Below are 24485 nucleotides of genomic sequence, written 5' to 3' on the forward strand. Positions count from 1 at the left end.
GGCACTGATCTCCACGCAGGGCGGGAGTCTTCGGCGACTCCCGGTGTAACGATGCACTGACGATAGGGGGCCATCAGGCAGGGGTCAAGTGTCCGTTTATGGACTATGCTCGGGCCTATTCAGTCCATCGATGCACTGACAGATGGGCTGAATCCCGATCCGGAGGGGGCCACACGCGCACATGGCTGGAGTCACGATCCTTGACGTCGCACGAGCGGCGGGGGTGTCCACGAGCACGGTCTCGAACCTGCTCAACGGCCGGACCGACCGGATGCTGCCCGAGACGCGGCACCGCGTGGAGTCCACCATCCGCAAGCTCGGCTACCGGCCCAACCGCGCCGCCCGCCAGCTCCGGACGGGCAAGCCGCAGGTCATCGGCCTGGTGGTGCCGTCGGTCGGCAACCCCTACTGGGGCGCGCTCGCGCGCCACGTCGAGGCGGCGGCACTGACCCAGGGCTACCACGTGCTGCTCTGCAACTCCGAGCGCGACCCCGAGCGGGAGCGCCAGTACGTCGACGAGCTCGTCTCCGACGGCATCCGCGGCATCGTCCTGTGCTCGTCCCTGCCCTCGCTCGAGCACGTCGCGAGCCTGCTGGACGACGGTCTGCGGCTGGTCGCCTTCGACCGCACCGCCCAGGCCGACGACCCGGCGGGCCTGATCAACGTGAGCGTCGACAACACCATCGGCGCCGAGCTCATGGGCGACCACCTCGTGTCGCTCGGCCACCGCCGCATCGCGTTCGTCTCGGGGGCCATCCGGTCGATCAACCGCACCGAGCGGTTCCAGGGCTTCCTGCGCGCGCTGGAGCGCGCGGGCATCGCGCGGCCCGACGTCGTGACCTGGCCCGGGAGCATCGTGGACAGCACCTTCGGCGACGTCGAGGCCGCCGAGCTCGGGCGGGTCGCCACCACCGAGCTGCTCGCCGGCCCGAATCCCCCCACCGCGATCTTCGCCGTCAACGACATGACGGCCATCGGCGTGTGCCGCGCCGTGCGCGACGCCGGGCTGGAGGTGGGCCGGGACGTCTCGGTCGCGGGCTTCGACGACATCGTGCTCGCCGAGCTGTACTCGCCGGCCCTGACGACCGTGCGGCAGCCGATGAAGGAGATGGCCGCCGCCGCGTTCCGCGCCCTCCACGAGCCCGAGGACGACGACACCTCGAGCCGGGGCAGCTCGCTGCTGTTCCGGCCCGAGCTCGTGGTCCGGGACTCGACCGGGCCCGCGGCGGCCTGACCCGCTCGGGCCGCCCGGCGTCAGGTGGCGTAGACCGCGATCTCGGTGGCCTTGACCACGAAGTAGGCCGGCGACCCCGGGGCGAGGTCGAGCTCGGCGGCCGCCTGGGGCGTGACGTCGGCGCTGAGCTCCTCGGTGCGCACCCGGATCCGGCCGCCCTGCGGCTCCAGGTGGGTGATCGTCACCCGGAGCGCGTTGCGCGGGCTGCCGCCGGGGTCGTCGAGGAACACGGACACGGCGCTGGGCGGGAACACTGCCACCGCGGCGTCGCCCGGGCGGGGCGCGGGCCCGTCGGGCCGCCCCTCGATCCGGAGGCCCGCCAGGGTGAGCACCGCGCCGTCCCGCCAGGTGCCGGTGATCATGTTCAGCCCGGCGATCTGGGCGGTGAACCGGCTGCGGGGCTGGGCGAGCACCTGCGCGGTCTCCCCCTGGTCGACGATCCGGCCGTCCTCGATGACGGCGACCTCGTCGGCGAGCAGCAGGGCGTCCAGGGCGTCGTGCGTGACCAGCAGGACGGTGCGGTCGGCCAGCACACGCCGCAGGGTCTGGCGCAGGGCCGGGGTCACGGCGACGTCGAGGGCGGCCATCGGCTCGTCCAGGAGCAGCAGCCGCGGGTCCGCGGCCAGGGCCCGGGCGACGGCCGCGCGCTGCGCCTGCCCGCCGGAGACCTGGGCGGGACGGCGGTCGGCGAGCTCGGCGATGCCGACCTCGCCCAGCCAGTGGCGGGCGACGGTCCGGGACCCGGCCCGGCCGGCGCCGCGGCTGCGCGGTCCGAACGCGACGTTGTCCAGCAGGCTCAGGTGCGGAAAGAGCAGCGGCTCCTGGGCCAGCAGCGAGACCTGCCGGTCGTGCGGGGCGACCAGGACGTCCCGCTCGTCGTGACCGGTGACGGTCAGGGGACGCCCGTCCAGCACGACCCGGCCGGTGTCGGGACGCAGCAGCCCGGCGGCCACGGCCAGGGCGGTGGACTTCCCGGCCCCGTTCGGACCCAGGAGCGCGAGGGTCCGGCCGGGGGCGATGTCGAAGGTGAGGTCGACGCCCCGGTCGGCCACGGCGGCGTCGTAGTGGAACGTCACAGGCTGCTCCTGCCCTGCCGGGCGAACCCGATGACCAGGATCGCGACCATCACCAGCACCAGGGAGAGGGCCACGGCCGCCTGGGCGTCGGTCTCCCGGCGCAGGTAGATCTCCAGCGGGAGGGTGCGGGTGACGCCCTGCAGGCTGCCGGCAAAGGTGATGGTGGCGCCGAACTCGCCGAGCGCCCGGGCGAACGCCAGCACGGCGCCCGACACCAGCCCGGGCAGCACCAGCGGCAGGGTGACGCGCCGGAAGACGGTGGTCGGTCCGGCACCCAGCGTGGCGGCCACCACCTCGTACTTCTGCCCGGCGGTGCGCAGCGCGCCCTCCAGGCTGACCACGAGGAAGGGCAGGGCGACGAATGTCTGCGCCATGACAACTGCGGTGGTGGAGAACGCGACCTGGAGGCCGAGCACCTCGAACGTCTCGCCGAGCAGCCCGCGCCGTCCGAACGTGTACAGCAGCGCGATGCCGCCGACCACGGGCGGCAGCACCAGGGGCAGCAGCACCAGGGAACGCAGCACGCCCTGCCCGCGGAAGCTCGTGCGGGCCAGGACCAGCGCCATGGGAACGCCGAACCCGACGCACAGCAGGGTGCTGGTGCCGGAGGTGCGCAGGCTCAGCAGCAGCGCCTCGGTGGCGGCCGGCGAGACGAGCAGGTCGAGGAACCGGCTCCACGGCGTGCGCAGCACGATCGCCGCGAGCGGGAGCAGCACGAAGGCCGCTCCCGCCGCGGCGGGGACGAAGATCCAGGTCGGGACACCGACCCGGCCGGGCGAGGCAGCCACGTCAGGGAGCCGGCGCGAACCCGGCGTCCCGCAGGACGGTCTGCCCGCCCTCGGCGAGGACGAGGTCGACGAACTCCTGGGCCAGACCCGCGTTCGCACTGTCCGCGACGGGCGCGATCGGGTAGACGTTCACCGCGGCGGCGGACTCAGGGAACTCGATGCCCTCGACCTCGTCGCCGGCGCCGATCACGTCGGTCACGTACACCAGCCCGGCGTCGGCCTCACCGGTGGTGACCTTGGCGAGCACGTCGGTCACCGACTGCTCCTCGCTCACCGGGGCGAGCTTCACGCCGGCCGACCCGGCGACCTTCTGGGTGGCGGCGCCGCACGGCACCTCCGGGGCGCAGATGACCAGGTTCAGGTCGCCGGCCAGGTCGCCGAGGTCCGCGACCCCGGCGGGGTTGCCCGGCGGCACCGCGATCTGCAGGGTGTTGGACGCGAACGCGACCGGCTCGGCGCCCTCCAGCCCGTCGGCGGTCAGCTTGTCCATGTTGGCCTCGTCCGCCGAGGCGAAGACGTCGGCCGGAGCCCCCTCCTGGATCTGCGCGACCAGGTCCGACGAGCCGGCGAAGTTGAACTCCACCTGCACACCCTCGTGCGCCTGCTCGAACTCCTCACCGATCTGCTCGAACGTCGCGGTCAGCGACGCCGCCGCGTACACGGTCAGGGTCGTCGCCCCGGCAGCGGCGCCCTCCGCCGCGGCGGTGTCACCCGACCCGCCGGACCCGCAACCGGCCACCGCGGCGGCCAGCACCAGCGCCGCGGTCGTGATCGAGAGCGTTCGCCTCATGACTCTCCTTTGGCTGTCTCCACGATCACCGTCGTGGACTTGATCACGGCCACCGCGACCGAGCCCAGCTCCAGGCCCAGGTCACGTACCGCCTCGCTGCTCATGAGGGACACCACGCGGAAGGGCCCGCACTGCAGCTCGACCTGGGCCATCACCGCATCGGTCCGGATGTCGGTGACCAGCCCCACGAACCGGTTGCGCGCCGAGCTCGCCGTCCCGCCGGGCGGGCCGGGCAGGGTGGCCTGCTGACGGGCGACCAGGGCCACCTCGTACCCGTCCACGACCTTGCGGCCCGACTCGTCGGTGGTCGCCGTCAGCAGGCCCTTGTCGACCCACCGGCGCACGGTGTCGTCGCTCACCCCCAAGTAGGTGGCGGCATCTCGGATCCTCATGTGCGGCACGTGGCCGATCCTAGCGCCGAGAAGTCGGGCGCCGGAACCCTTCCGGTCACGATCTGCGGAGATCGATCAAGCCCTTACTGCCCCGCGACGCGCGTGCGCTGGTAGTGGCGCCGAGCCTTGAACCGGTTGCCGCAGAGGGCCATCGAGCACCAGCGAGCGGTGTTCGCGTTGCTGCGGTCGAGCAGGAAACGGCGACACTCGGGATTCGCGCACGGCCGCAGCCGGCCCGGGTAGCGCTCGCCGATCGCCACCCAGGCGAGCAGCGCGCGTGCCGCGAGCCGCTCCTCCGGGGACGCCTGCTGCTCCCAGCGGACCACGCCGTCGCGCACCCGGGGACGCAGCACGATCCGCTCGACCTCCGCCGCCAGTGCCTGCGGGCCGGCGCCGTCGCGGACGGCGCGCTCGATCACGTCCCGGACGCGCCGGAGCGCCGCGGCCTCCTCGGCGGACCCGGCCCCGTCGCGCGCCGTGGCCCAGCTCGCCGCAGCCCGCGAGTCCGCGAGCTCGTCGACCCGCTCGCCGTCGACCACGGGGGTCGTGTTCAGCAGATCCAGCAGCAGGTTCTCGTCGTCCCGGGTGACCAGGTCCATCCCTAACCTCCTTAGTTGGTGTTGACAGGTTAGCACTCGCGGTGCTGTCATAACCAGACGACACCGACTGAGAGGGTTAGCATCATGGCCGCCATCCACCACCGGTTCACCGACGTCGACGGGCACCGGATCTTCTACCGCGAGGCCGGACCGGCGGACGCGCCCACCGTCGTCCTGCTGCACGGCTATCCGACGAGCTCGCACATGTTCCGCGCCCTGATCCCCCAGCTCGCCGAGGAGTACCACGTCGTGGCGCCCGACCACCTCGGCTTCGGGCTGTCGGACGCACCCGGCGTCGACGAGTTCGACTACACCTTCGACGCGCTCGCACGGATCACGTCCGGGCTGCTGTCGAACCTGGGCGTCACCCGGTACGCGATCTACGTCCAGGACTACGGCGCGCCGATCGGCTGGCGTCTCGCACTGGCGGACCCGACCGCGATCACGGCGATCATCAGCCAGAACGGCAACGCCTACGAGGAGGGGTTCGTCGAGAGCTTCTGGACGGACGTGTGGGCGTGGGGGCGGGAGCAGAACGAGCGGACGGAGCCCGGCGTGCGCTTCGCGCTCAGCCGTGAGGCGATCCGGTGGCAGTACCTGCACGGCGTGCCCGACCCCACGCTGGTGGATCCCGGCACCTGGGAGCACGACCTCGCGCTGGTGTCCCGCCCGGGCAACGACCTGGTCCAGCTGCAGCTCTTCCGCGACTACAGCACGAACCGGACGCTGTACCCCGAGGTGCAGAAGTACTTCCGCGACTCCCAGGTCCCGCTGCTGGCCGTGTGGGGAGCGAACGACGAGATCTTCGGCCCCGCCGGCGCCCAGGCCTTCGCCCGGGACCTGCCCGGCGCGCGGATCGCCCTGCTGGACGGCGGGCACTTCCTGCTCGAGTCCGCCCTCGACGAGACCTCTGCTCTGATCCGCGACTTCCTCGGGGCGACCCTGGCCCGGTGACGCGTGGCCGGGCCGGGGTCGCCCGAGCAGCTCACGCCATGGCCGCTCGTGCGCTGCTCCACAGGGCGCCGGGATTCGCACGGCGGGGATAGAGCGAGAGCATGCGGTCGTACACGTCCTCCGGGGTGTGGGACACCTCGACGACGGCGTCGAAGGCGCGCAGGTACTCAGCGGTCTGCGCCAGGATCGCCGGACGGTCCGGTGCGTCCGGTTTCTTGTGGCCCGCGACGACCGCCACCGGATCGAGCTCGCCCAGTCGCTCCGCGGCCCGGGCCCACTGCCCGCGCGTGGCCGCGGTGGTCTCCGCGGTGTGCTGGTGCGTGTCGTTGTAGGCCACGTCCCCGGCGACGACGAGGCCGAGGTCGGGCACCCACAGCGCCGTCGTGTCCCGGGTGTCCGTGAAGCCCGTCTCGATCACCTCCAGCCGGTGGCCCTCGAGCGTGAGGTGGTCGCCGTCGAGGGCAGCCGGGTAGGAGATCTGCGGGATCTGGCCCGGGAAGAGCCTCCCCCAGGATCTGTCACGCACCTCCGCCTGGCCTCGGGCGAGCGCCTCCCGGACCGTCCCCGCGGAGGCGACCGCCCGCGCGCCCGGGAACGCGTCCAGGAGCTGCCGGAGCCCGAAGAAGTGATCGCCGTGCCCGTGGGTGACGAAGACATGGGTCAGGTCACGGCCGAAGGACCTGACCCACTCGACCAGCTCGGCGTTCTGGTCGACGGAGAGATAGGTGTCGACCAGGACGGCGTCGTGGTCGCCGAGGATCAGCGTGGCGGAGTTCGCGACCCACCGGAGGTCCTCGGGGCCGTACGGCAGGTCCCTCGTGAGCCCGGGCCGCGTCGCGGTGCGCACGGCGTGGGCGAGGCCGGTTCCACCTGGCATCCCGGTTCCCTCCGTCGGGTACGGACGACCGATACCCCCAGCATCGGCGCACGGGTCCGACACCGCATCCCCCGCCCCTCCCAGGGCTCGCGGGTCAGACGCTGGGCCACCGGATGCCGGTGATCTCCTCGGAGCGCTCCCAGAGCCTGCGCCCGAGGGCAGGATCCTGCGCGTCGGACGAGAGCGCCGCACGATGCGGGTATCCAGAGCGTCCGCCCCTGCCGTCCGGGCCGATGTAGGCGCCGGCCTCCAGACCGGTCTCCGTCGCGGCGAAGAGCTGAGGGAGCGCCCCCATCTCCGCGTCCTGCCCGAAGAGGTTGCCGGACAGACGCATGGCCGCACCCGTCGGCCCGTTTCCCTTCCGTTGCATGGGCGTGTTGCTGTACCCCGGGTGGGCGAGAACGCTCGTGATCGGCCTCGGCGACGTGCGCTCGCGTCGAGCAAGCTCCACGCCGAAGACGGCGTTGGCCAGCTTGGACGCCGAGTAGGCAGCGAGCGGCGTGTAGCGCCGACGCAGCCAGGCAAGGTCCTCCAGGTCGAGATCGCCCCGCTCGTGCATGTAGGAGGTCACGGTCACGACCCTGGGTGCGGACGCGCGCCGCAACGCCGGCTCCAGCAGCGCCGTCAGCGCGAAGTGGCCGAAGTGGTTGGCCATCAGATGTGTCTCCGAGCCCTGCGGCGTGACGGCATGCCCGACCGACGCGATCCCTGCGTTGTTGATGAGGACGTCGACGGCGGCCTCCTCGGCCATCCGGTCCGCGGCCCGTCGAATCGAGCCCAGGTCCAGGAGATCGACCTGGTGCACCTCGACCTGCGCGTCGGCATGCGCGTGACGCAACGACGACGCGACCGCTTCTCCTCGCGCGATGTCGCGCACCGCCAGCAGCACCCGGCCTCCCCGCGCGGCCAGCTCCTGTGCCGTGACCAGGCCCAGTCCGCTGGTGGCCCCGGTGACCACGAACGTCCGTCCTTCCTGGCTCGGCATCCGGTCAGCCGTCCAGCCGGGTACTGCCGGCCTGCTGCATCTCGTCATAGGGCTCATGACGTCGTCATCCTCATCGTCGTAGCGCAATGCGGCCGGGATCGACCGGCCGCTCAGGAACTGGAAAACCGTAAACATTCTCATTAATGTCAGGGTCAAGCAGCAGGGAGCGGCCCGATCATCCGGGTCATGACAGAACAGGCGGGGTGCTGGTGAAGATCGGTGAGCTGGCCGCTCGGACCGGGGTGACTCCACGGCTGCTGCGCTACTACGAGGAGGTCGGCATCCTGCACCCGTTCCGGTCGGGCAACGGGTACAGGACGTACGGGGAACCGGCCGTCGAACGCGTGCTGCAGATCCGCGAGCTCCTGGAAGCCGGGTTCACGACCGAGATGATCCGGGAGGTTCTGCCGTGCCTGGCGGACTCGGATCAGAGGGCCATCAGCGACTGCCCGGTCGTCGCGGACCTGGACGGGCTACGACACCAGCTGGGCAGCATCGAACGCCGCATCGACACGCTGCAGCGCAACCGTCAGGCGATCAAGGCCTACCTGCGCGCGTGGGAAGACGCCGGCGCCTAGCCCCCGAGAAGCGGGTCGCCCGGGTGAGCATCCCGGCCGCGACGTCGTCATCGATGGTGGCGCCCTCGTCCCGAGTTTCCAGGTCGTGCCGACCAGGTCAGGAGCCCTGCTCGGGTGGGCCGAGCTCGTGGGGCCGTGTCGTGTCGAGAGGCACCGCTGCGGAACGGATGATCCCGAGCTGGACCGACTGGCGGCCCAGGACGGCGTCGAGCAGCCAGTCGACGGCGGTGCGGACCCGGTTGCCCGGCATGGAGATCAGGTGGTAGCCGCGGGTCACGATCTTCGCCAGGAGCCCGGACATCGGGATCTGCAGCGGGTTCGCGGCCGCCTGGAGGCCACCGAGGTCCACGACGAACCCGAGGTCGTGGTGCTTGTACGCGCGGACGGTGCCGTAGCCGAGCGACGCCGCGACGTTCCGGCCGGCGAGCGTGCCCTGGCGGCTCGCGTGCTGGGCGGTCATCGCCGTGACCTCGCCCGGCCGGGTGACGTCGGGCACGGCCGCGGCGTCCCCGCACGCGAACATGCGCGGCCGCCCGGGCACCTCCAGCGTGGTCTCGACGACCAGACGGCCCTTCTGCGTCTCGAGCCCGGTGTCGCTGACCAGCGGGTCGGGCCGCACGCCGACGCACCACACCAGGGTGCGGGCCGGCACGAGCTCACCGGTGGTGAGCCGGACGCCGTCGGGCATCGCTTCCTGTACCGAGGCCCCGGTCAGCACCCGGACGCCGCGGCCGCGCAGCACGCGGTCGGCCGCGCGGGACAGGCGTGGGTCGAGCTCGGGCAGCACCTTCGGGGCGAGGTCCAGCAGCATCCAGCGCATCCGCTGGTTGGCGAGCACGGGATGCCGCCGGCGCAGCGCCTCGGTGAGCAGCGGTCCCTGCGCCGCGACCTCCGTGCCGGTGTACCCCGCGCCGACGACGACGAACGTGCAGCGCGCGTCCCGCTCCGCGGGGTCGTCCGTCGCGGCCGCCAGCTCCACCTGCCGGATCACGTGGTCACGCAGGTAGAGGGCCTCCGCGACCCCGCGGAAGCCGTGCGCGTGCTCGGCGACACCCGGGACCGGCAGGAGCCGCGTGACGCTGCCCGCCGCGACGATCAGCCGGTCGTAGTGCAGCGTGTGCGTCCCGCCCTCCGGGTCGGTGTACTCGACGCGGTCGTTGTCCGGGTCGATCGCCGTCACGTCGCCGAGCGCGAGCCGCACCCCGCGCAGCGTGGCCGGGATCGAGACGGTCACCCGCCGGGGATCGATCACGGCGGCCGCGACCTCCGGCAGGAGCGGCAGGTAGAGGAAGTAGTCCGTCCGGTTCACCAGGACGATCTCGACGTCGGCAGAACGCGGCAGCGCGCGACGCAGCGCCCGGGCCGCGTTGTACCCGGCGAAACCACCCCCGACGATCACGACTCTTGTCGGACTCTCACCCATCGCAACCTCGCTTCGTCTCTTCGTTGACACGCACCTGCGGAGGATGGCCAGAGCTCATCTCCCTGACCGTGCCACGGCGAGCGCCGGTGCGCATGCTCCCGGCGGCAGATCGTGGACGGCAGGGAGACGACGCGGCTCACACGTTCGTGACAGCGAAAGGTCCTTGGTCAGGGCTCGGTCCGGGCCGTGAGGGACGCCGCGAGAGCGGCACCGATCACACCGGCCCGATTCCTGAGGACGGCAGGCACGATCGGAGTCCGCAGGTCCAGGAGCGGCAGAAAGTGGGCAGACTGCTCGGAGATGGCTCCACCGACCACGAACAGGTCCGGCGAGAAGAGCTTCTCGACGTGCGAGTAGTAGCGCTGCAGCCGCGCGGCCCATTGCTCCCAGGAGAGGTTCTCGGTGTTCTTCTGTCGTGCGGACGCACGCGTCTCCGCATCGAACGAGTCGATCTCGAGATGCCCCAGCTCGACATTGGGCACGAGCCTGCCGTCGACGACGACACCGGAGCCGATCCCGGTCCCCAGGGTCGTGACGATCACCGTCCCGGCCACACCCTTCGCGGCCCCGAAGCCCACCTCCCCCAGTGCCGCTGCGTCCGCGTCGTTGACGACGGTGACGGGATGTCCGAGACGTGCCTCCACCAGCGTGGGCACGTCGACGCCGGTCCACTTCTGATCGAGGTTCGCCATGGACGGGACGACTCCGTGCACGACAGGGGCAGGGATCGATATGCCGACCGGCATCGTGCTCGACACTCCGTGCAGATCGAGCAGCCTGTCCATGGCCGCGATGATCGCCTCCGGGGTGGACGGCATCGGTGTTGCAACATGCGACAGCCTTGTCTGTACGCTCCCGGATCCGAGGTCGACCCGGCCGGCCTTGATCGCGGAGCCACCAATGTCAATTCCGAATGCCAGGTCCGCCACGATCCCGTCCTATCCGTTGTTCGCTCGCGGCGCGAGCTCAAGTTTCTGCTGCTCTGTGTCGTTCAACAACGCGCGGATCAGCTGGCGATGTTCCATCGCGACGACCTCGGGGTGGTGCAGGTCGAACGCCGGCGACTCCGAGCGGATGCGCGGCAGCGAGGCGAAGTTGTGCCGCGGCGGCGGGCAGGACGTCGCCCACTCCAGCGAACGGCCGTAACCCCACGGGTCGTCGAGGACGACATGGATCGCAGCCTCCTCCGCCGAGGCACCTGCCCCATCGATGCCGACGTCGGTCGCGCGCAGGTCGGAGGACGGGTCGGTGTCGTCCTGATCAGCCCAGACCAGGCGGCCTGCCCGTAGCGAGCCGACCTGGTCGTCGATGAGCTCACCGTCCGTGTCAGACGTGTCTCCCAGGCCGTCCCCCAGGAAGCGGTCGACCGGGTCCGGCTCCTCTCGCGCGAGCCTCATCGAGAGCGGTTCGTGCTCGCCGATCTCCTGGGGTGTGAATCCCCAGCCGTACGCGAGCGGCTTGTCGAGGGGGGAATAGCCGGCTCCGTCGTCGTCCCCGCCGAGCTCGTCGTCATCAAGGCTCTCGTCCTGCGGGAGCAGGCCGAAGACGTCCTGCTCCGTGCCGTAGTCGTCGAACCCATCACTCATGTCGCCCTACCTCCTGGTCGGGTCGCGGCCGCTCACCGCGCCGCTTCTCCGTTGTTCGTGCGGACCCGGAGGGCGGATCTTTCGTTCGTGCCTGGCAGGCAGGAGGAGGAGTGCTGCTCGCGAAAGAGGCTCGTCGCGCGGGAACACCCTACGGTGGCCTGATCTGGCGGGCCCGGCTTGCCGCGGGAGGTCAGACTGCGGACGCGCAGCTAGGACGCGGCGCGGTCTGGTGCGGCAAGGCTTTCCAGATGAGCGATGGCGACGTCGATCGCGATGGCCATGGGCTCGACGTCGCGGGCTGTCTGCGCGAGGAGATAGCCACCCTGGACGGAGGCGAGGAACCCGACCGCGAGGCGAGAGGTGTCGACCGAATCGTCCAGCACACCGGCACGCTTCATCCGGCCGAGGGCGTCGTCGATGAGGCGCTGCCAGGCACGGAACAGCTCGTCCAGCATGTTCCGAGCGACGGCATCGTGGTCAGAGACCTCGCTGGCGAGCGAACCGAGCGCACAGCCATACATACCGTGGCGCAGCGCATTGGCCTTGATCAGGGAGTCTCGCCAGCGCCGCAGCCCGGCCAGGGTCGAGACGGTCCCGAGCATGTTCGTCTCGCGAACGATGACGAACTCGCCCACGTGCCTGATCACGGCCCTGACGAGTGCGTCCTTGTCCTCGAAGTGCCGGTAGAGCTGGGACTTGCTCGCGCCGCTCGCGACCATGACGTCGTCCAGGGTCGTTCCCCCGATCCCCTGCACGCGCATCAGGTCTGCGGCTGCGGCGACGATCCGGGTCCTCGTCCTCATCCCTCGTGCCGTCAGCCGGATCACCGGGCTCTCGTCCGAGTTCTCGTTCACAGCGACATCGTACTGAGACGGCTAACCAGATCGTTGGTCACGGCGGCTGCCCGGCTCGTCGAGCGCGAGCACGGGCGTCAGCACGATGTCGAGTGCGGCTTCGAGCGACCGGGCGTCCTGCGCCAGCCAGCTCAGCCTGGCACCACCATGCAGGGCGGCCAGGATCGCGATGGCCAAGCTCTCGGGGTTTCCGGATGCCGCGGAGGCAGCCGGTGGTAGGGCACCGGCCTCGCGGGCCGGTGCGATCCGTTCCAGTGTCTCCGCGATCAGGGCCTGCCAGCACTGGAGGAACTCGCTCTGCCTGCTGGATCCGTGACCGCGACGCAGCACCATCGCATAGGGTGACCGGCGATCCATGACTTCACGGACCACGCGAGATCGCCAGTCGGTGAAGTCGCCGGCGCACGAGATGGTGGCCAGCAAGCGTTCCTCCACGTCGAGAACTGCTCGAAACTGCTCTGCCGCTTCCTCGCCGGCCCCACCAGCGGTGTTCGCCCACACAGACCCACCGCCCGCACCTGCGCTTGTCACCGCGTAGTTCGTCTCCTCGTCAGCGCATCAGCCGTCGGTCACGTCGACAACTCCCGTGAGAGTTTAACTGGACGAAATAGTCCGGTTCAACCGCACGCACGTGCGTCACAGTGCAGGTAGGTAGCCCTCCGAGACGAGTTCGGCGCGCAGCTTCTTGCAGGCGTCGAACAGCACCTTGTACAGCGCGTTTCTCGTCGAGCCGAGCTCGCCCGCCAGGACGTCCATGGGCACCTCGTTCACCACGGCCGCCATGAAGACGAGCCGCTGCCGGTCCGTGAGGCCGTGCTTGACGGCATGCGACACGGCATCGACGAACTCGGCCGCCTCGACCTCCTGGCCGGGCGTGACCTCGAACCTGGACGCCAGTCGCGACCAGTCCTCGCAGTCGTACGGCACGTCGTGATGACGCCAGTAGTGCCTGCTCATCTTCGTCGCGACGTCGAAGATGACGAACTTGACTGCCCACGTCGTGAATCGTGACTCACCCCGAAACGTGTCCAGCCGCCGGCTGATCGCCATCAGGGCGTCCGCCGCCGCCTGGTAGGCGATGTCGTCCAGCTCCGGCCCGTACATGCGCAAGGACGACGCACGACGGGTCGCCTCGCGCCTCGCAACCCGATGCAGCAGCCGATAGAGCTCTTGGCAGGCGGCTTCGCGAACCGATCCGGTCGCGCCAAGATCCCGCACCCATCTGCGGTTGTCCTGAGTGATCTGCAGGTCGTCCATCGCGTCCCACCCTTCTGGCCCGCGGGAAGAGAAACCGGCGTCGGCCATGTCCGTGCACGCCTCGAACCGAGAGCGTTGCCACACGGTAAACCGGACGCTAGGGTCCAGACAAGGTGCAAGAGCGTTGCCATGGCGACAAAAACGGGACTCCGCCGTCCCGTTCGGCGAGACAGGTCCAGGTACGGGGTGCCGACTTCCGTGACTCGCCTGCTACCGATACAAGCCCTCGAAGCGACTGCCGTTGTGGGTCTCGGTGAAGCTGATCCCGATCCGGACGTCGTGCTGGACGATCCAGCGAACGATGTAGGTGGCCCGGTAGTCCGGTGGCCAGAACGACGAGAACTGCCCGTCGCCGAGGATCTCCGAGGTGCCCTGCGTCGATGTGCCACGTTCGACGTAGGTGGTTCGTTGCCCGTCGGCGGTAAAGGTCTGATTAGCTCCGTCGGCGTAGACGAGCGTTCCTGCGGTGAGCGCAGCCGGCATGTCTTGTGCCGTGATCGGTTCACCGTCTTCGGCCTCGCCGTGGTGATGCTTGCCCGACATGAGGTTCTCCTTCGTCAGTACAACTTCCGGGCAGGCAGCGCCCACGGCTCGATCATTCTTCGCAGCCGCGTCACCCGACCGAGTTTCGCCGTTGGTTGCCACAGCCCGGGATGTCTTACCTGACGCTCAGGCTGCGGCACCCTCGAAAGCAGTCTCGGGATACGACGTAAGAGATCGGCGACGGAAGTCCACTTACCTCGTAACCCGGGTTGATGACTTCCAGCTGGATGCCTACCGACGCGGGGAGCGGCACGCCACACCTGGCACGGGAGAAAAATGGGAGACGGTCCCATGAACACCGCTGATGAGCACTGGAGGAGGTTGGACGACTACCTCCGAACCGATCCCAGCGATCCCGGCTGCGACATGTGCCGGCTGGACCTCCCTGCCTACGCCGAGCTCACCACCGACAGCGGTGCTGTCGCGGAGCTCCTTCCACATGTCGCAGCCCATCTGGGGTCATGCCCTGACTGCCGGGAGGACCTCAGGGGTCTGATCGACGCGCTCGCGCACCAGACGTCGTGAGACGGACATCGCGCATCCGTGGGACGACACACGTGCCACGGCTTCCCTTCCACCACCCGAACGAGGTCGGCCCCACAGGGGCACCAGCTCAGATTGGAGTCGGCATGTCGTTCGCGACCCGCGGATTCTCCGGCCGTAGAGGCCAAGCAGACAAACACCTACCACCAGGGCAGACCAAGGTCGACAGGTGGCCCGTGCTCAGCGCCGGACCGACGCCGCACGTGGAGACCACGGACTGGGAGTTCACCGTCCAGGACGAGACCGGCGCCGACCACCGGTGGACCTGGGACGAGCTCCTGGCGCTCGGCGTCGAGGACATCACAGTGGACATCCACTGCGTCACCCACTGGTCCAAGCTCGGCATGGCGTGGCGGGGCGTCAGCCTCGACAAGATCCTCGACAAGGTCACGTCCGAGCACCAGTACGTGATGGCGCACTCCTACGGCGGCTACACCACCAACCTGCCCCTGGAGGACCTCGTGGGCGGCAAGGCGTGGGTCGCCACGGAAGCCGAGGGCTCTCCCCTGCACCCGGAGCACGGCGGTCCGGCGCGGCTGCTCGTGCCCCACCTCTACTTCTGGAAGAGCGCCAAGTGGGTGCGGGGCCTGACCATGATGGCGACCAACGACCCGGGGTTCTGGGAGCGGTACGGCTATCACATCTACGGCGACCCGTGGAAGGAGCAGCGGTACCGGTGAGCACATCCCGTACGTCCGTCCAGCCCGCTCAGCACCGCATGCGGAGCACCTGGCACGCAGCCACGATCGTGGAGAACCGAGCGGAGACACCGCACTCGGTTCGCATGACGTTGGCCGTCCCGACCTGGCCCGGGAGCGAGCCCGGCTCGCACCTCGACGTGCGACTGACCGCACCCGACGGGTATCAGGCCAGCCGGTCCTACTCGGTCGCGTCCTCGACACCGTGGGGCCACGTCGTTCTCGCGATCGACGAGCTCCCCGACGGCGAGGTGTCACCGTTCCTGGTCAACGAGGCACGACCTGGCGACAACCTGGAGATCCACGGACCCCTCGGGTCCTACTTCGTCTGGCGCCCCGGCCAGAACGACCGACCGGTCCAGCTGATCGCAGGTGGCTCCGGCGTCGTCCCGCTCTACGCGATGGCGGTGGCGCACGACCTTGCCGAGGACTCCACTCCCTTTCGGCTGCTCTACTCGGTCCGCACGCCCGCCGACGTCTTCTTCGCCAGCGAGCTCGACGACCTGGCCGGACCGTCCTTCCAGGTCGAGCACGTCTACACGCGACAAGCCCCGGTCGACCGGCTCGGCACCGTGGGGCGCCTCACGCGGGAGTCGCTCGCGGCAAGCACGATCCCACCGGCAGAGCGGCCCCGCATCTACGTCTGCGGGTCCACCGGGTTCGCGGAGACCGTCGCCGGCTGGTTGCTGGAGCTCGGTCATGCCACCACGGACATCCTCACCGAACGATTCGGAGGACTCTGATGCCGAACCACCTCGACGGCAACGCGCTCGCCGGTGTGCTCTCGGAAGTGTTCACCACAGACGTGACCGCGGCACGCGCCCGGTGCGGCAGCTGCGGCCGGACCTCGCCTCTCGCCGAAGCGATGGTCTACCCGGACGCCCCCGGCCTCGTCGCGCGGTGCGCGTCGTGCAACCACATCCTCGCCGTGGTGGTCACCGCAGGCGAACACCTCATTCTCAGTCTCGCGGGACTGGACACGATAGAACTGCGCGCCACCGGCAGCACCGACGGCTGACATCACCGTGCGGAGCACGGCGTACGCCGTGCTCCGCACCGTCGTCCAGCGGGCGGCCGACGGCGCCCGCTCCGCTCAACCACGGATACGGACCACCGTCTTCCCGCTCGTCGGTTCTGTCGAGTTGAAGGCGGCGACGGCGTCCTCGAGGTTCACGGTCCGTCCGATGTTGGGCCGCAACCGACCCTGGTGGACCCGCCGGGCAATCTCGGTGAGCTGTGTCCGGTCGGGCACCACCACGAAGTCGACCGTCCGGCCTTCGGCCGGTCGCACCTCGGGGCTGCCGGCGATGCTCACCAGCGTGCCTCCGGTCCGCACCAGGCCCGCGGAGCGGTTCCCGATCTCTCCGCCGAAGACGTCGAACACGAGGTCGACCTTGCCCGCCTCTTCCAGCGCCTCGTTCTCGAGGTCGACGAACTCGTGCGCGCCGAAGTCGAGTGCCACCTGACGATGGGCCGCCCGCCCGGTCCCGATGACATGTGCGCCGCACTCGCGTGCGAGCTGCGCCGCCATCGACCCCACGGCCCCGGCAGCGCCGTGCACCAGGACGCTCTGCCCCGTGGTGAGGTGGCCGTGCTCGAACAACCCCTGCCAGGCGGTCAGTCCGGTCATCGCGACACCGGCACCCGTCACGAAGCCGACGTCGCCGGGCAGCGGTGCCAGGTTGCGCGCCTCGACAACGACGTACTCCGCCAGAGTGCCGTCCCGGGTCCAGTCCGTCAGCCCGAAGACCCGCTGCCCGACCGACAGTCCTGCGGCCCCGTAGCTCAGCGAGGTGACCACTCCGGCGACCTCGTGGCCGGGGATCGAGGGCGTCCGGTCGCGGCCGAGCCGGTCGACCCACGTCGAGGGCCACTCCAGCTCGTTCCCGGTGAACCCCGAGGCGTGAACCTCGACGACCACGTCGCCGTAGCTGGCACCGTCGAGGCTCGCGAGTCGTGCCACATCTGGGTCGGGTCGGTCGACCAGCCTCATTCCTGCTCGCCCCGCTGCGGGGTCTGTCACCACGATCGCTCTCATGTGCGTCTCCTTCACTGCAATTTCTTGGGATTCCCCGCCAGCGCCGAGGCGACCTGCGCCCGGAGGACGGGAAGCACGTCGGTGGCGAACCATGGGTTACGGGCCTGCCAGCGGAAGTTCAGTGGCGACGGATGCACCAGCGGAATCGTGGTCGGCAGGTACTCGCGAAAGGCGTGGACGGTCTCGGTGAGGTTCTTCTTCACCCGGCTGGCCAGGTAGTACTTCTGCGCGTAGCCGCCGATCAGGATCGTCAGCTCGATCTTCGGCATCAGGTCCAGCAACGGCGGGTGCCACCGTGGCGCGAAGTCCTTCCTGGGGGGCAGATCGCCAGTGGCGCCCTTGCCCGGGTAGTAGAAGTCCATCGGCAGCAGCGCGAACAGGTCGGGGTCGCGGAACTGGCCCTCAGCGACACCCAGCCATTCGAAGAGCTTCGCTCCGCTGGCGTCGTTCCACGGCAAGCCGCTCTCCTGAGCGACTCGTCCTGGCGCCTGGCCGACGACCATGACGCGCGCCCGCGGGCCTGCTGTGTAGAGGGGCGAGTACCCGCGATCCCTCGCCCACGCGTTCCCAGGATCAGCGGCAATGGCGGCCCGGATGTCCTCGAAACGTGGATCACCACCTACCGAGGCTGTCACCGCGGCGCCACCTTGACGACACCCGGGTGCTCCCGGTCGACGACGTCCTGGTACTCGGCATGCTTGTCGATGAAGGTCCTCACGATCGGGCACAGGACCGTAGCCTTCTTGCCCTGCGTCCGAAGGTCGTCCAGGACGTACCTGATCAGCTTGGTGGCGGCCCCCTGGTTGCGGAACTCGGGGAGGATCGAGACGGCGACCAGCACGACCCGATCGCCGTCATCGTTGTAGGTCAGCCCGCCGACCTGCTGGCCGCCGGTGGTTGCGTCATAGATGCCGACCTTGCCGTCCTTGACGATCATCAGGTCGAGACGATGGTCGTGACCGCCGGCGACCTCGTCCATCAAGACCTTCTGGTCGTCGTCCCGAGCCTTCGGTGCGGTCTGCTTCGGATCAGTCATGAGAGTTTCCTTTTCCACCACTTCGTCCACGCGGTTGTCGTGGCGGGACGCCTGGTTGATACGCCCATCTTCGTTGGTGGCACGCAACGCGCGATCCATACGGCCACGCGCGAAACGTGCACGGGTGCGCGATGCGCGGTGGAATGTCATCCGAAGTGCCGTCAGACCGCGACCGCCAGGAACTGGACGGGATCGTCCAGTTCGCGTACGGTCACGCCAGTCCCAGCCGGCATGTCCTCCGGCTCCCGCGGGTCCCATGTCTTGACACATCAGGAGGAGAAATGAGCCATCGAGTCACGATCGACGGCACCACGATCGAGACGCAACGCCTCCGCCTGCGGCCCTGGCAGCCCGACGACTCCGTCGAGGCGCTGGCGATCTACGGGGAGGCCGACGTCGCGCGCTGGTTGGCTCCCGCGATGGGCAGGATCGATGAGCCAGGGCGGATGCAGGCGATCATCGAAGACTGGATCGCAGAACAGACCGAGACAGGACGGCCGACGGGCCGCTGGGCGATCGACGACCTCGCCGACGGGAAGCTGATCGGTTCCGGGCAGATCCTCGGCCTTCCACCAGAAGGGGAAGACCTTGAGCTCGGCTACCAGTTCGCACCGAGTGCTTGGGGCCGAGGGCTGGGATCGGAGGCTGGTCACGCGCTCGCCCACTACGCGTTCTCCCACGACGAGGAAGAGGTGTTCGCTGTCGTCCGCACCGGAAATCATCACGGGATCAGGACCGCGCGCGAGATCGGTATGGAATGGGTCGGCGAGACGACGAAGTACTACGACCTGAGACTTCAGGTCTTCAGGCTGCGCAAGGGTGATCTCGACCTGCCCAACCAGTAGCGGACGCGCCGGTTCACGTGGGGATCGTGCCGTCTCCGCCCTCGGCCGCCGCGCGGTTCGGATACCCGGGATGGCTCGGATCGATGAGGTCCCTGTACTGATCGGTGCCGGCCAGGTAGTCCGCGACGTAGGGGCAGATCGCCGTGACGGTCCCCTGCCGTGACCTGATCTCGTCCAGCACGGCCTCGACGACGACCCTGCCGACCCCGTGTCCTCGCTGAGCCTGGTCCACCTCGGTGTGCAGCAGCACGTACCGGTTCGGCTTGAGGTGCTTGTACTTCATCCACGCGGCCACCTCGCCGTCTCGGACCAGTTCGAACCGGTCTGCGTCGACCTCGTCCCGAAGTTCGTCGGAGTTACGTCCGAGCTCTGCGCCGTTCACTGAGGCTCCTTCTTGGTCTGGCTGGTGTGGGGTTCTCTCGCCGCCTCGCCTGGGCACGGGCCGCAGAACCGGGGCGTGGCCCCCGCGGAGCGCGGGCCACGCCTGCTCGGTCAGGCGGAGGTGGTGCTGCGCCGCGGAAGCACCCAGTTCGGGCGCGGGAAGTGGCAGGTGTAGCCGTTCGGATAGGTGATCAGGTAGTCCTGGTGCTCGGGTTCGGCCTCCCAGAACGGTCCTGCGGGCTCGATCGTCGTCACCGCCTTTCCGGGCCAGAGGCCCGATGCGTCGACGTCGGCGATCGTGTCGCGAGCGACCGTCTCCTGCTCGGGGGTGAGCGGGAAGATCGCTGAGCGGTAGCTCGTCCCGATGTCGTTGCCCTGACGATCGAGGGTCGACGGGTCGTGGATCTGGAAGAAGAACGCCAGGATGTCGCGGTAGCTCGTCGCGGTCGGGTCGAAGACGATCTCGACCGCCTCGGCGTGCCCGGCGTGGTTTCGATAGGTCGCGTGATCGTTGTGTCCGCCGGTGTATCCGACGCGGGTGGCCAGGACGCCGGGCTGTCGGCGGATCAGGTCCTCCATGCCCCAGAAGCATCCGCCGGCCAGCACGGCCGTCTCGGTTCCCGGTCGGCGTGCGACCTGTCCGGTGTCGTTCGGTCCGCTGCTCATGATCCCTGCCCTTCAGTACTCGACGTGGTCTCGAACAGGGTCAGGTACTCGCCGTAGCCCTGTGCCTCCAGCTCGGCGACCGGCACGAAGCGCAGTGCTGCTGAGTTCATGCAGTAGCGCTCGCCTCCGCGATCCGTCGGACCGTCGCCGAACAGGTGCCCGAGGTGGCTGTCCGCGGCGGTGGAGCGCACCTCGGTACGCACCATCCCGAACGACCTGTCCGTCACGGCCCGGACCGTGCCTGCGCCGATCGGCCTGGTGAAGCTCGGCCAGCCGGTGCCGCTGTCGTACTTGTCGGTCGAGGAGAACAAGGGCTGGCCGGAGACCACGTCGACGTAGATGCCGGACTCGTGGTTGTCCCAGTACTTGTTCCTGAACGCCGGCTCAGTTCCGCCCTCCTGCGTGACACGGAACTGTGTCTTGGTCAGTCGGCGCACCGCCTCAGGTGAGGTGTTGTAGTCGTGTGCCATGTCGCGTTCCTTTCTGACACCAGTGCGAGGTGTCGTCACTACCCACAACGTCGTGGTGCCCGGTTGTGGTCCCAGCACCCGCCCGCCCTACGCGGGTCGCTCGTCCTGAGCCGCGAGGTCCTTGCGAACCTCGTCCATGTCGAGCTTCCGGACCGTGTCGACGACCTCTGCGAGAGCCGTGGCGGGAAGCGCGCCGGCCTGGTTGAACACCAGGACACCTTCACGGAAGGCCATCAGCGTCGGGATCGCCGTGATGCCGGCAGCCGCCGCGGTACGTTCGGCAGCCTCGGTGTCGAGCTTGCCGTGGACGATGTCGGGATTCTTCTTCGCGGACTGCTCGAAGATCGGCGCGAACTGCCGGCAGGGGCCGCACCAGGTAGCCCAGAAATCCACCAGGACGATGTCGTTGTCCTTGATCGCGCGCTCGAAGTTGCCGTCCGTGAGCTCGATGGTCGCCATGGTCTCCCTCTCCTCGAAGCACGGGTCGTGATGTAGGGGCTTCGTCACCCGTAGCCGCCACGACCCTCGTCTGGTGGGTGTCACCGCCCGTCGTCGTCTTACCGGACGCACACAGCAAGGCCTCCGCCGGCGCATCGCGACAGCAGTGGCACGTAAGACGTCGGCGTCTCGCGCCGCTAACGGTGATGAACCGAAATACGGTTGAGGAGACGCAAGCGAAACGGGGAGGCGCCCGATGAGAGCCATCGTGGTGACTGACGAGGCCGCGGGTACGGCCGGGATGACCTTGGCCGACCGTCCTGAGCCTGAGCCAGCCGGGAATGACGTCGTCGTACAGGTCCACGCGTCGGGATTCACTCCGGGTGAGCTGACGTGGCCCGGTACCTGGACCGACCGTCTGGGGCGTGACCGGACACCGTCGAGGCACGCAACCTCGCGCCACTTCCCGGCGACGTCGACTTCACGGTGGGTGCGAGCCTGCCGATCTCGGGCCTGACCGCGTGGCAGGGTCTGTTCGTCCACGGTCGTCTCGAGGTCGGGCAGAGCGTTCTTGTGCACGGTGCCGCCGGCGGCGTCGGGTCCATGGTGGTGCAGCTCGCCCGGGAGGCAGGTGCCTACGTGATCGGCACCGGGCGCACGGCGGACCGGCAGGCGGCGCTCGACTTCGGCGTGCAGGAGTTCGTCGACCTCGGCGACGACTCGCTGGAGGACGTCGGTGAGGTCGATCTCGTCTTCGACATGATCGGCGGAGACATCCAGCGGCGGTCGGCCGCCCTGGTGCGAGCAGGGGGAACGCTCGTCAGCATCGCCGGCCCGCCCGAGGCACGACCGGCCGACGGGCTGGCTGTCGACTTCGTCGTCGAGGCCGACCGCGCGCAGCTGAGCGAGCTCGCCCAGCGAGTCCGTGACGGACGCCTGCGGACGAACATCGCCGACGTCGTGAGCCTTGACGAGGCGGTCGCCGCGTTCAACCCCACGGAGCGGGCCAAGGGCAAGACGATCATCCGCGTTCGCCCGTAGGGCTCGACCGCATCACACGGGCGCACCCTGCGCGCCGGCGCCCTTCCGGCGGCGCCGGACAGAGCGACGAGCCCTCGTGCGGGCCGCCGCCCTGTCCGTGGGCAGGACCAAGCTGCCGACCCGGCACGCCGGTCGGGCTACCGGACGGTCGCGTCGCCGCCGTCGAACACTGCCCGGACGAGCACCTGGGTGGCCTGCTGGAAGGCGGCGCCCATCGACATCGTGGGGTCGTCCACGTAGTGCAGGGCCGCGGTCAGTGTGCGGCTGCCGTCGGGGGTGCTGTACATGAGTGCGGCGTGGCCCGCGATGCCGCCGTTGTGGGTGATGACGGTGCCGCCCGCCTCGGTCGGCTGCACGAACACACCCAGGCCGTAGCCGGCCTTGGGGTGCGGCGTCAGCATCTCAGTCAGCAGCGCCCCGGGCAGCAGCGTGCCGGCGAGCAGCGCGGTGATGAACGTCTGCAGGTCCTGGGTGGTCGAGATCATGTCGCCGCCGGTGGCGATCCAGGACGGGTTGTGCCGGGTGACGTCGACCGTCTTCTCCTCGCCGCCGTCGTCGTACCGGTAGTAGGCGTGGGAGTACGGGGCGGGGATCTCCTGCGAGGTACCCGGCAGCACCGTGCCGGTCAGGGCGAGCGGCCCCAGGACCAGCCGCTGCGTCTCCTCGGCGAGCGAGCGGCCGGTGACCCGCTCGATCAGCAGCCGGACCAGCACATAGTTGGTGTTGGAGTAGCTCCAGTCCGTGCCCGGCTCGAACCGAGCCGGGTTGGACAGCGCGATCCCGACGAGCTCCTCCGGTGCGTAGGTCCGGAACCGGTTGTCCACCCATTCCTTGCCCGACTGCGTCGCGGGGATGCCGGGCACGAACGTCCCGTCGTCGTAGTACTCACCGGTGAAGTTGAAGACGCCGCTGGTGTGCTGGAGCAGCATCCGCAGGGTGATGCGCGGGTCCAGCCGAAGCTCGGGCAGGTGGTCGTGCACCGACGCGTCCAGGCTGAGCACGTTCTCGCCGACCAGCGCCAGCGCCACGGTCGCGGCGAAGGTCTTGGTGTTGCTGCCGATCCGGACGTGCCCGTCGGTCGACGGCGGGGCGGTGTCGTCCAGCGACCGCCGGCCGGCGACGCCGGTCCAGTCGCCCTGCTCGTCGTGCACGCGCAGCTGCACCCCGGTGAACCCGGCCTCGACCATGGTCTCGATGTCTCGCTGCAGCTGGTCGCGGTCAGCCGGCACCAGGGTGGGGAGGGATGGCGCGTTCATGGTTGGCTCCGTTTCGATCTGTGGGGAGGTTGGCGGCACCGCAGGACCTCGTCCTGGCCGCCCCGCATATCATCGAGTCCGGCCAAACCGCTCAACAACGGCGAAAATCGCAACGCAGCGATCACCACCGCTGATCGACAGGAACGACAGGAACGACATGGAGCTTCGCGAGATAGAGATCTTTCTGACCCTCACCGAAGAACTCCACTTCGGCCGGACCGCGCAGCGCCTGCACCTGTCCCAGGCGGCGGTCAGCCAGGCGATCAAGAAGCAGGAGCGCAGCATCGGCGCCCCGCTGTTCCACCGCACCAGCCGTGTCGTGCGCCTGACGCCGATCGGCGAACGGCTCCGGGACGATCTGCGACCCCTGCTCCGGGCCATCACCGACAGCACCGAACGAGCACGCGTGGCCGCGAGCGGACGGGCCGGCGTGCTGCGCGTCGGGACCGCCGCCAGCAACACCCTGGAGCTGCGGCCGTACTGGGACGCGTTTCGGGCGGCCCACCCCACCTGGGATCTTCGAGTGCGCTACCAGCCGTTCAGCAACGCCATGGCCGCACTGCGGCAGGGTGACGTCGATGTGTACATCGGGTGGCTACCCATGAGCGAGCCCGACCTCACGAGCGGGCCGGTCATGTTCACCGAGCCGATGGTCGTGGCCCTCGCGCTCGACCACGAGCTGGCCCGCGCCGACGCGGTCAACCTGGAGGATCTCGCCGCCTTCGAGGTGATCGACACCGCCGGTGCCTTCGCGGACGAGTACCTGGACGTCTTCAACCCGTTCCAGACACCGGGAGGGCGCACCATCACGCGCGGTCCGGTGATCGCGGACCTCGAACAGGCCTTCAGCGCCACCGCGAACGGCGAGGTCGCCCAACCGCTCGGCGGGCACGCGGCCCGCTACTACCGGCGCCCCGACCTCACCTACCGGCCGTTCCGCCAGGACTGGAGGATCAGCTGGGGCCCGATCTGGAAGGCCGACAACGACAACGCGGGCATCCGCAACCTCACCGCGGTGCTGAGCGACCTCGGCCCACGACAGCTCTGACGCCTGCGTAACGCCCCCACTCGTTCTGCGCGCGGACGACAAAGGCCGCTGACCTGGTCGTTCACCAGGTCAGCGGCCTCCACCACCGC

At 69.6% G+C, this 24485-nt stretch carries 31 protein-coding genes and 2 pseudogenes; 10 read left to right on the forward strand and 23 right to left on the reverse strand.

Annotated features, from left to right (window positions below):
• The first annotated feature begins 181 nt into the window (after positions 1-181).
• Positions 182-1234, forward strand: coding sequence for a LacI family DNA-binding transcriptional regulator (locus ACIPN7_RS24350; RefSeq protein WP_400548567.1), 1053 nt, complete (start codon positions 182-184; stop codon positions 1232-1234).
• Between the two features lie 20 nt (positions 1235-1254).
• On the opposite strand, the gene ACIPN7_RS24355 is transcribed toward ACIPN7_RS24350, so the two are convergent.
• From ACIPN7_RS24355 to ACIPN7_RS24375, 5 genes are all read right to left on the reverse strand, one after another.
• Positions 1255-2310: a sulfate/molybdate ABC transporter ATP-binding protein gene (locus ACIPN7_RS24355; RefSeq protein ID WP_400548570.1), complete on the reverse strand. Its 1056-nt coding sequence runs from the start codon at positions 2308-2310 to the stop codon at positions 1255-1257.
• The gene (locus tag ACIPN7_RS24360) at positions 2307-3098 is read right to left on the reverse strand and encodes an ABC transporter permease (RefSeq protein WP_400548573.1); all 792 of its coding nucleotides are present in this window, start codon (positions 3096-3098) and stop codon (positions 2307-2309) included. The genes ACIPN7_RS24355 and ACIPN7_RS24360 overlap by 4 nt, the downstream gene beginning before the upstream one ends.
• 1 nt (position 3099) lies before the next feature.
• Positions 3100-3888: a molybdate ABC transporter substrate-binding protein gene (gene modA, locus ACIPN7_RS24365; protein ID WP_400548575.1), complete on the reverse strand. Its 789-nt coding sequence runs from the start codon at positions 3886-3888 to the stop codon at positions 3100-3102.
• Positions 3885-4289 (reverse strand): molybdopterin-binding protein, encoded by a 405-nt coding sequence (locus ACIPN7_RS24370; RefSeq protein WP_400548578.1) that lies wholly within the window; start codon positions 4287-4289, stop codon positions 3885-3887. The genes modA and ACIPN7_RS24370 overlap by 4 nt, the downstream gene beginning before the upstream one ends.
• A gap of 74 nt (positions 4290-4363) precedes the next feature.
• Positions 4364-4879 carry a CGNR zinc finger domain-containing protein gene (locus ACIPN7_RS24375; RefSeq protein ID WP_400548581.1) on the reverse strand — a complete coding sequence of 172 codons (516 nt, stop codon included), beginning with the start codon at positions 4877-4879 and terminating at the stop codon, positions 4364-4366.
• A gap of 84 nt (positions 4880-4963) precedes the next feature.
• Here ACIPN7_RS24375 and ACIPN7_RS24380 point away from each other — a divergent pair, with 84 nt between their 5' ends.
• Positions 4964-5833, forward strand: coding sequence for an alpha/beta fold hydrolase (locus tag ACIPN7_RS24380; protein WP_400548584.1), 870 nt, complete (start codon positions 4964-4966; stop codon positions 5831-5833).
• A 31-nt stretch (positions 5834-5864) separates the two neighbouring features.
• On the opposite strand, the gene ACIPN7_RS24385 is transcribed toward ACIPN7_RS24380, so the two are convergent.
• Positions 5865-6710 carry an MBL fold metallo-hydrolase gene (locus ACIPN7_RS24385; protein ID WP_400548587.1) on the reverse strand — a complete coding sequence of 282 codons (846 nt, stop codon included), beginning with the start codon at positions 6708-6710 and terminating at the stop codon, positions 5865-5867.
• Between the two features lie 94 nt (positions 6711-6804).
• Positions 6805-7836, reverse strand: a complete 1032-nt coding sequence (locus tag ACIPN7_RS24390) for an oxidoreductase (protein ID WP_400548590.1) — start codon at positions 7834-7836, stop codon at positions 6805-6807.
• A 68-nt stretch (positions 7837-7904) separates the two neighbouring features.
• Here ACIPN7_RS24390 and ACIPN7_RS24395 point away from each other — a divergent pair, with 68 nt between their 5' ends.
• Positions 7905-8273 (forward strand): MerR family transcriptional regulator, encoded by a 369-nt coding sequence (locus ACIPN7_RS24395; RefSeq protein WP_400548597.1) that lies wholly within the window; start codon positions 7905-7907, stop codon positions 8271-8273.
• A gap of 97 nt (positions 8274-8370) precedes the next feature.
• Here ACIPN7_RS24395 and ACIPN7_RS24400 read toward each other — a convergent pair whose 3' ends face one another.
• From ACIPN7_RS24400 to ACIPN7_RS24435, 8 genes and pseudogenes are all read right to left on the reverse strand, one after another.
• Complete coding sequence (locus tag ACIPN7_RS24400) at positions 8371-9696, reverse strand: NAD(P)/FAD-dependent oxidoreductase (protein WP_400548600.1); 1326 nt, start codon at positions 9694-9696, stop codon at positions 8371-8373.
• A 167-nt stretch (positions 9697-9863) separates the two neighbouring features.
• Entirely contained in the window at positions 9864-10625 is a 762-nt protein-coding gene (gene ppgK, locus ACIPN7_RS24405) for a polyphosphate--glucose phosphotransferase (protein WP_400548603.1), read from the reverse strand.
• Between the two features lie 9 nt (positions 10626-10634).
• Positions 10635-10865 (reverse strand): annotated as a pseudogene (locus tag ACIPN7_RS24410) (cytochrome ubiquinol oxidase subunit I); the annotation flags it as partial.
• Positions 10866-10913: 48 nt separating this feature from the next.
• Positions 10914-11282: pseudogene (locus ACIPN7_RS24415) on the reverse strand (hypothetical protein); the annotation flags it as partial.
• 209 nt (positions 11283-11491) lie between these two features.
• The gene (locus ACIPN7_RS24420; protein WP_400548606.1) at positions 11492-12109 is read right to left on the reverse strand and encodes a TetR/AcrR family transcriptional regulator; all 618 of its coding nucleotides are present in this window, start codon (positions 12107-12109) and stop codon (positions 11492-11494) included.
• Between the two features lie 48 nt (positions 12110-12157).
• Positions 12158-12637 (reverse strand): hypothetical protein, encoded by a 480-nt coding sequence (locus tag ACIPN7_RS24425; protein ID WP_400548609.1) that lies wholly within the window; start codon positions 12635-12637, stop codon positions 12158-12160.
• Positions 12638-12772: 135 nt separating this feature from the next.
• The gene (locus ACIPN7_RS24430; protein WP_400548612.1) at positions 12773-13393 is read right to left on the reverse strand and encodes a sigma-70 family RNA polymerase sigma factor; all 621 of its coding nucleotides are present in this window, start codon (positions 13391-13393) and stop codon (positions 12773-12775) included.
• Positions 13394-13603: 210 nt separating this feature from the next.
• Positions 13604-13936, reverse strand: coding sequence for a hypothetical protein (locus ACIPN7_RS24435; RefSeq protein ID WP_400548615.1), 333 nt, complete (start codon positions 13934-13936; stop codon positions 13604-13606).
• 291 nt (positions 13937-14227) lie between these two features.
• Here ACIPN7_RS24435 and ACIPN7_RS24440 point away from each other — a divergent pair, with 291 nt between their 5' ends.
• The 4 genes from ACIPN7_RS24440 (at position 14228) to ACIPN7_RS24455 (ending at position 16195) form a co-directional block, all read left to right on the forward strand.
• Positions 14228-14461, forward strand: a complete 234-nt coding sequence (locus tag ACIPN7_RS24440; protein ID WP_400548618.1) for a hypothetical protein — start codon at positions 14228-14230, stop codon at positions 14459-14461.
• 104 nt (positions 14462-14565) lie between these two features.
• Positions 14566-15159, forward strand: coding sequence for a molybdopterin-dependent oxidoreductase (locus tag ACIPN7_RS24445; RefSeq protein ID WP_400548621.1), 594 nt, complete (start codon positions 14566-14568; stop codon positions 15157-15159).
• Between the two features lie 38 nt (positions 15160-15197).
• Positions 15198-15920 carry an FAD-binding oxidoreductase gene (locus ACIPN7_RS24450; protein WP_400548758.1) on the forward strand — a complete coding sequence of 241 codons (723 nt, stop codon included), beginning with the start codon at positions 15198-15200 and terminating at the stop codon, positions 15918-15920.
• Positions 15920-16195 (forward strand): DUF6510 family protein, encoded by a 276-nt coding sequence (locus tag ACIPN7_RS24455; protein WP_400548624.1) that lies wholly within the window; start codon positions 15920-15922, stop codon positions 16193-16195. The genes ACIPN7_RS24450 and ACIPN7_RS24455 overlap by 1 nt, the downstream gene beginning before the upstream one ends.
• Positions 16196-16270: 75 nt before the next feature.
• Here ACIPN7_RS24455 and ACIPN7_RS24460 read toward each other — a convergent pair whose 3' ends face one another.
• Genes ACIPN7_RS24460 through ACIPN7_RS24470 form a run of 3 tightly spaced genes read right to left on the reverse strand, consistent with a single transcriptional unit; the run spans position 16271 to position 18401 of the window.
• The gene (locus ACIPN7_RS24460; RefSeq protein WP_400548627.1) at positions 16271-17215 is read right to left on the reverse strand and encodes an NADP-dependent oxidoreductase; all 945 of its coding nucleotides are present in this window, start codon (positions 17213-17215) and stop codon (positions 16271-16273) included.
• Between the two features lie 11 nt (positions 17216-17226).
• Positions 17227-17943, reverse strand: coding sequence for a uracil-DNA glycosylase family protein (locus tag ACIPN7_RS24465; RefSeq protein ID WP_400548630.1), 717 nt, complete (start codon positions 17941-17943; stop codon positions 17227-17229).
• Positions 17847-18401, reverse strand: coding sequence for a GNAT family N-acetyltransferase (locus ACIPN7_RS24470; RefSeq protein ID WP_400548633.1), 555 nt, complete (start codon positions 18399-18401; stop codon positions 17847-17849). Before ACIPN7_RS24470 ends, ACIPN7_RS24465 begins: the two co-directional genes overlap by 97 nt.
• 131 nt (positions 18402-18532) lie before the next feature.
• Here ACIPN7_RS24470 and ACIPN7_RS24475 point away from each other — a divergent pair, with 131 nt between their 5' ends.
• Positions 18533-19096: a GNAT family N-acetyltransferase gene (locus ACIPN7_RS24475; RefSeq protein ID WP_400548636.1), complete on the forward strand. Its 564-nt coding sequence runs from the start codon at positions 18533-18535 to the stop codon at positions 19094-19096.
• A 13-nt stretch (positions 19097-19109) separates the two neighbouring features.
• Here ACIPN7_RS24475 and ACIPN7_RS24480 read toward each other — a convergent pair whose 3' ends face one another.
• The 4 genes from ACIPN7_RS24480 to trxA all read right to left on the reverse strand — a co-directional run bounded on the left by ACIPN7_RS24480 (position 19110) and on the right by trxA (position 21072).
• The gene (locus ACIPN7_RS24480) at positions 19110-19478 is read right to left on the reverse strand and encodes a GNAT family N-acetyltransferase (protein ID WP_400548639.1); all 369 of its coding nucleotides are present in this window, start codon (positions 19476-19478) and stop codon (positions 19110-19112) included.
• Positions 19479-19588: 110 nt separating this feature from the next.
• On the reverse strand, positions 19589-20143 hold the full coding sequence (msrA, locus tag ACIPN7_RS24485; RefSeq protein ID WP_400548642.1) for a peptide-methionine (S)-S-oxide reductase MsrA: 555 nt from the start codon (positions 20141-20143) through the stop codon (positions 19589-19591).
• Positions 20140-20613, reverse strand: a complete 474-nt coding sequence (msrB, locus tag ACIPN7_RS24490) for a peptide-methionine (R)-S-oxide reductase MsrB (RefSeq protein WP_400548645.1) — start codon at positions 20611-20613, stop codon at positions 20140-20142. The genes msrA and msrB overlap by 4 nt, the downstream gene beginning before the upstream one ends.
• 87 nt (positions 20614-20700) lie before the next feature.
• Positions 20701-21072 carry a thioredoxin gene (trxA, locus tag ACIPN7_RS24495; protein ID WP_400548648.1) on the reverse strand — a complete coding sequence of 124 codons (372 nt, stop codon included), beginning with the start codon at positions 21070-21072 and terminating at the stop codon, positions 20701-20703.
• Positions 21073-21537: 465 nt separating this feature from the next.
• On the opposite strand from trxA, the gene ACIPN7_RS24500 reads away from it, so the two are divergent.
• A complete protein-coding gene (locus tag ACIPN7_RS24500; protein WP_400548651.1) occupies positions 21538-22092 on the forward strand; it encodes an NADP-dependent oxidoreductase in 555 nt (184 codons plus the stop codon).
• Between the two features lie 137 nt (positions 22093-22229).
• Here the strand turns inward: ACIPN7_RS24500 and ACIPN7_RS24505 are convergent, their stop codons facing one another.
• Positions 22230-23348, reverse strand: a complete 1119-nt coding sequence (locus tag ACIPN7_RS24505) for a serine hydrolase domain-containing protein (protein ID WP_400548654.1) — start codon at positions 23346-23348, stop codon at positions 22230-22232.
• Between the two features lie 157 nt (positions 23349-23505).
• Here ACIPN7_RS24505 and ACIPN7_RS24510 point away from each other — a divergent pair, with 157 nt between their 5' ends.
• Positions 23506-24396: a LysR family transcriptional regulator gene (locus ACIPN7_RS24510; RefSeq protein ID WP_400548657.1), complete on the forward strand. Its 891-nt coding sequence runs from the start codon at positions 23506-23508 to the stop codon at positions 24394-24396.
• The last annotated feature ends 89 nt before the right edge of the window (positions 24397-24485 follow it).

It is taken from the genome of Promicromonospora sp. NPDC090134 (assembly GCF_044746965.1).
Lineage (GTDB): Bacteria > Actinomycetota > Actinomycetes > Actinomycetales > Cellulomonadaceae > Promicromonospora.

Coding starts and splice junctions, on each gene's coding strand:
- ACIPN7_RS24350 (WP_400548567.1), top strand. CDS start 182: ATGGCTGGAGTCACGATCCTTGACGTCGCACGAGCGGCGGGGGTGTCC.
- modA (WP_400548575.1), bottom strand. CDS start 3,888: ATGAGGCGAACGCTCTCGATCACGACCGCGGCGCTGGTGCTGGCCGCC.
- ACIPN7_RS24375 (WP_400548581.1), bottom strand. CDS start 4,879: ATGGACCTGGTCACCCGGGACGACGAGAACCTGCTGCTGGATCTGCTG.
- ACIPN7_RS24380 (WP_400548584.1), top strand. CDS start 4,964: ATGGCCGCCATCCACCACCGGTTCACCGACGTCGACGGGCACCGGATC.
- ACIPN7_RS24385 (WP_400548587.1), bottom strand. CDS start 6,710: ATGCCAGGTGGAACCGGCCTCGCCCACGCCGTGCGCACCGCGACGCGG.
- ACIPN7_RS24390 (WP_400548590.1), bottom strand. CDS start 7,836: ATGAGAATGTTTACGGTTTTCCAGTTCCTGAGCGGCCGGTCGATCCCG.
- ACIPN7_RS24400 (WP_400548600.1), bottom strand. CDS start 9,696: ATGGGTGAGAGTCCGACAAGAGTCGTGATCGTCGGGGGTGGTTTCGCC.
- ACIPN7_RS24430 (WP_400548612.1), bottom strand. CDS start 13,393: ATGGACGACCTGCAGATCACTCAGGACAACCGCAGATGGGTGCGGGAT.
- ACIPN7_RS24435 (WP_400548615.1), bottom strand. CDS start 13,936: ATGTCGGGCAAGCATCACCACGGCGAGGCCGAAGACGGTGAACCGATC.
- ACIPN7_RS24440 (WP_400548618.1), top strand. CDS start 14,228: ATGAACACCGCTGATGAGCACTGGAGGAGGTTGGACGACTACCTCCGA.
- ACIPN7_RS24445 (WP_400548621.1), top strand. CDS start 14,566: ATGTCGTTCGCGACCCGCGGATTCTCCGGCCGTAGAGGCCAAGCAGAC.
- ACIPN7_RS24450 (WP_400548758.1), top strand. CDS start 15,198: ATGCGGAGCACCTGGCACGCAGCCACGATCGTGGAGAACCGAGCGGAG.
- ACIPN7_RS24455 (WP_400548624.1), top strand. CDS start 15,920: ATGCCGAACCACCTCGACGGCAACGCGCTCGCCGGTGTGCTCTCGGAA.
- ACIPN7_RS24460 (WP_400548627.1), bottom strand. CDS start 17,215: ATGAGAGCGATCGTGGTGACAGACCCCGCAGCGGGGCGAGCAGGAATG.
- ACIPN7_RS24470 (WP_400548633.1), bottom strand. CDS start 18,401: ATGACATTCCACCGCGCATCGCGCACCCGTGCACGTTTCGCGCGTGGC.
- ACIPN7_RS24475 (WP_400548636.1), top strand. CDS start 18,533: ATGAGCCATCGAGTCACGATCGACGGCACCACGATCGAGACGCAACGC.
- msrA (WP_400548642.1), bottom strand. CDS start 20,143: ATGAGCAGCGGACCGAACGACACCGGACAGGTCGCACGCCGACCGGGA.
- msrB (WP_400548645.1), bottom strand. CDS start 20,613: ATGGCACACGACTACAACACCTCACCTGAGGCGGTGCGCCGACTGACC.
- trxA (WP_400548648.1), bottom strand. CDS start 21,072: ATGGCGACCATCGAGCTCACGGACGGCAACTTCGAGCGCGCGATCAAG.
- ACIPN7_RS24505 (WP_400548654.1), bottom strand. CDS start 23,348: ATGAACGCGCCATCCCTCCCCACCCTGGTGCCGGCTGACCGCGACCAG.
- ACIPN7_RS24510 (WP_400548657.1), top strand. CDS start 23,506: ATGGAGCTTCGCGAGATAGAGATCTTTCTGACCCTCACCGAAGAACTC.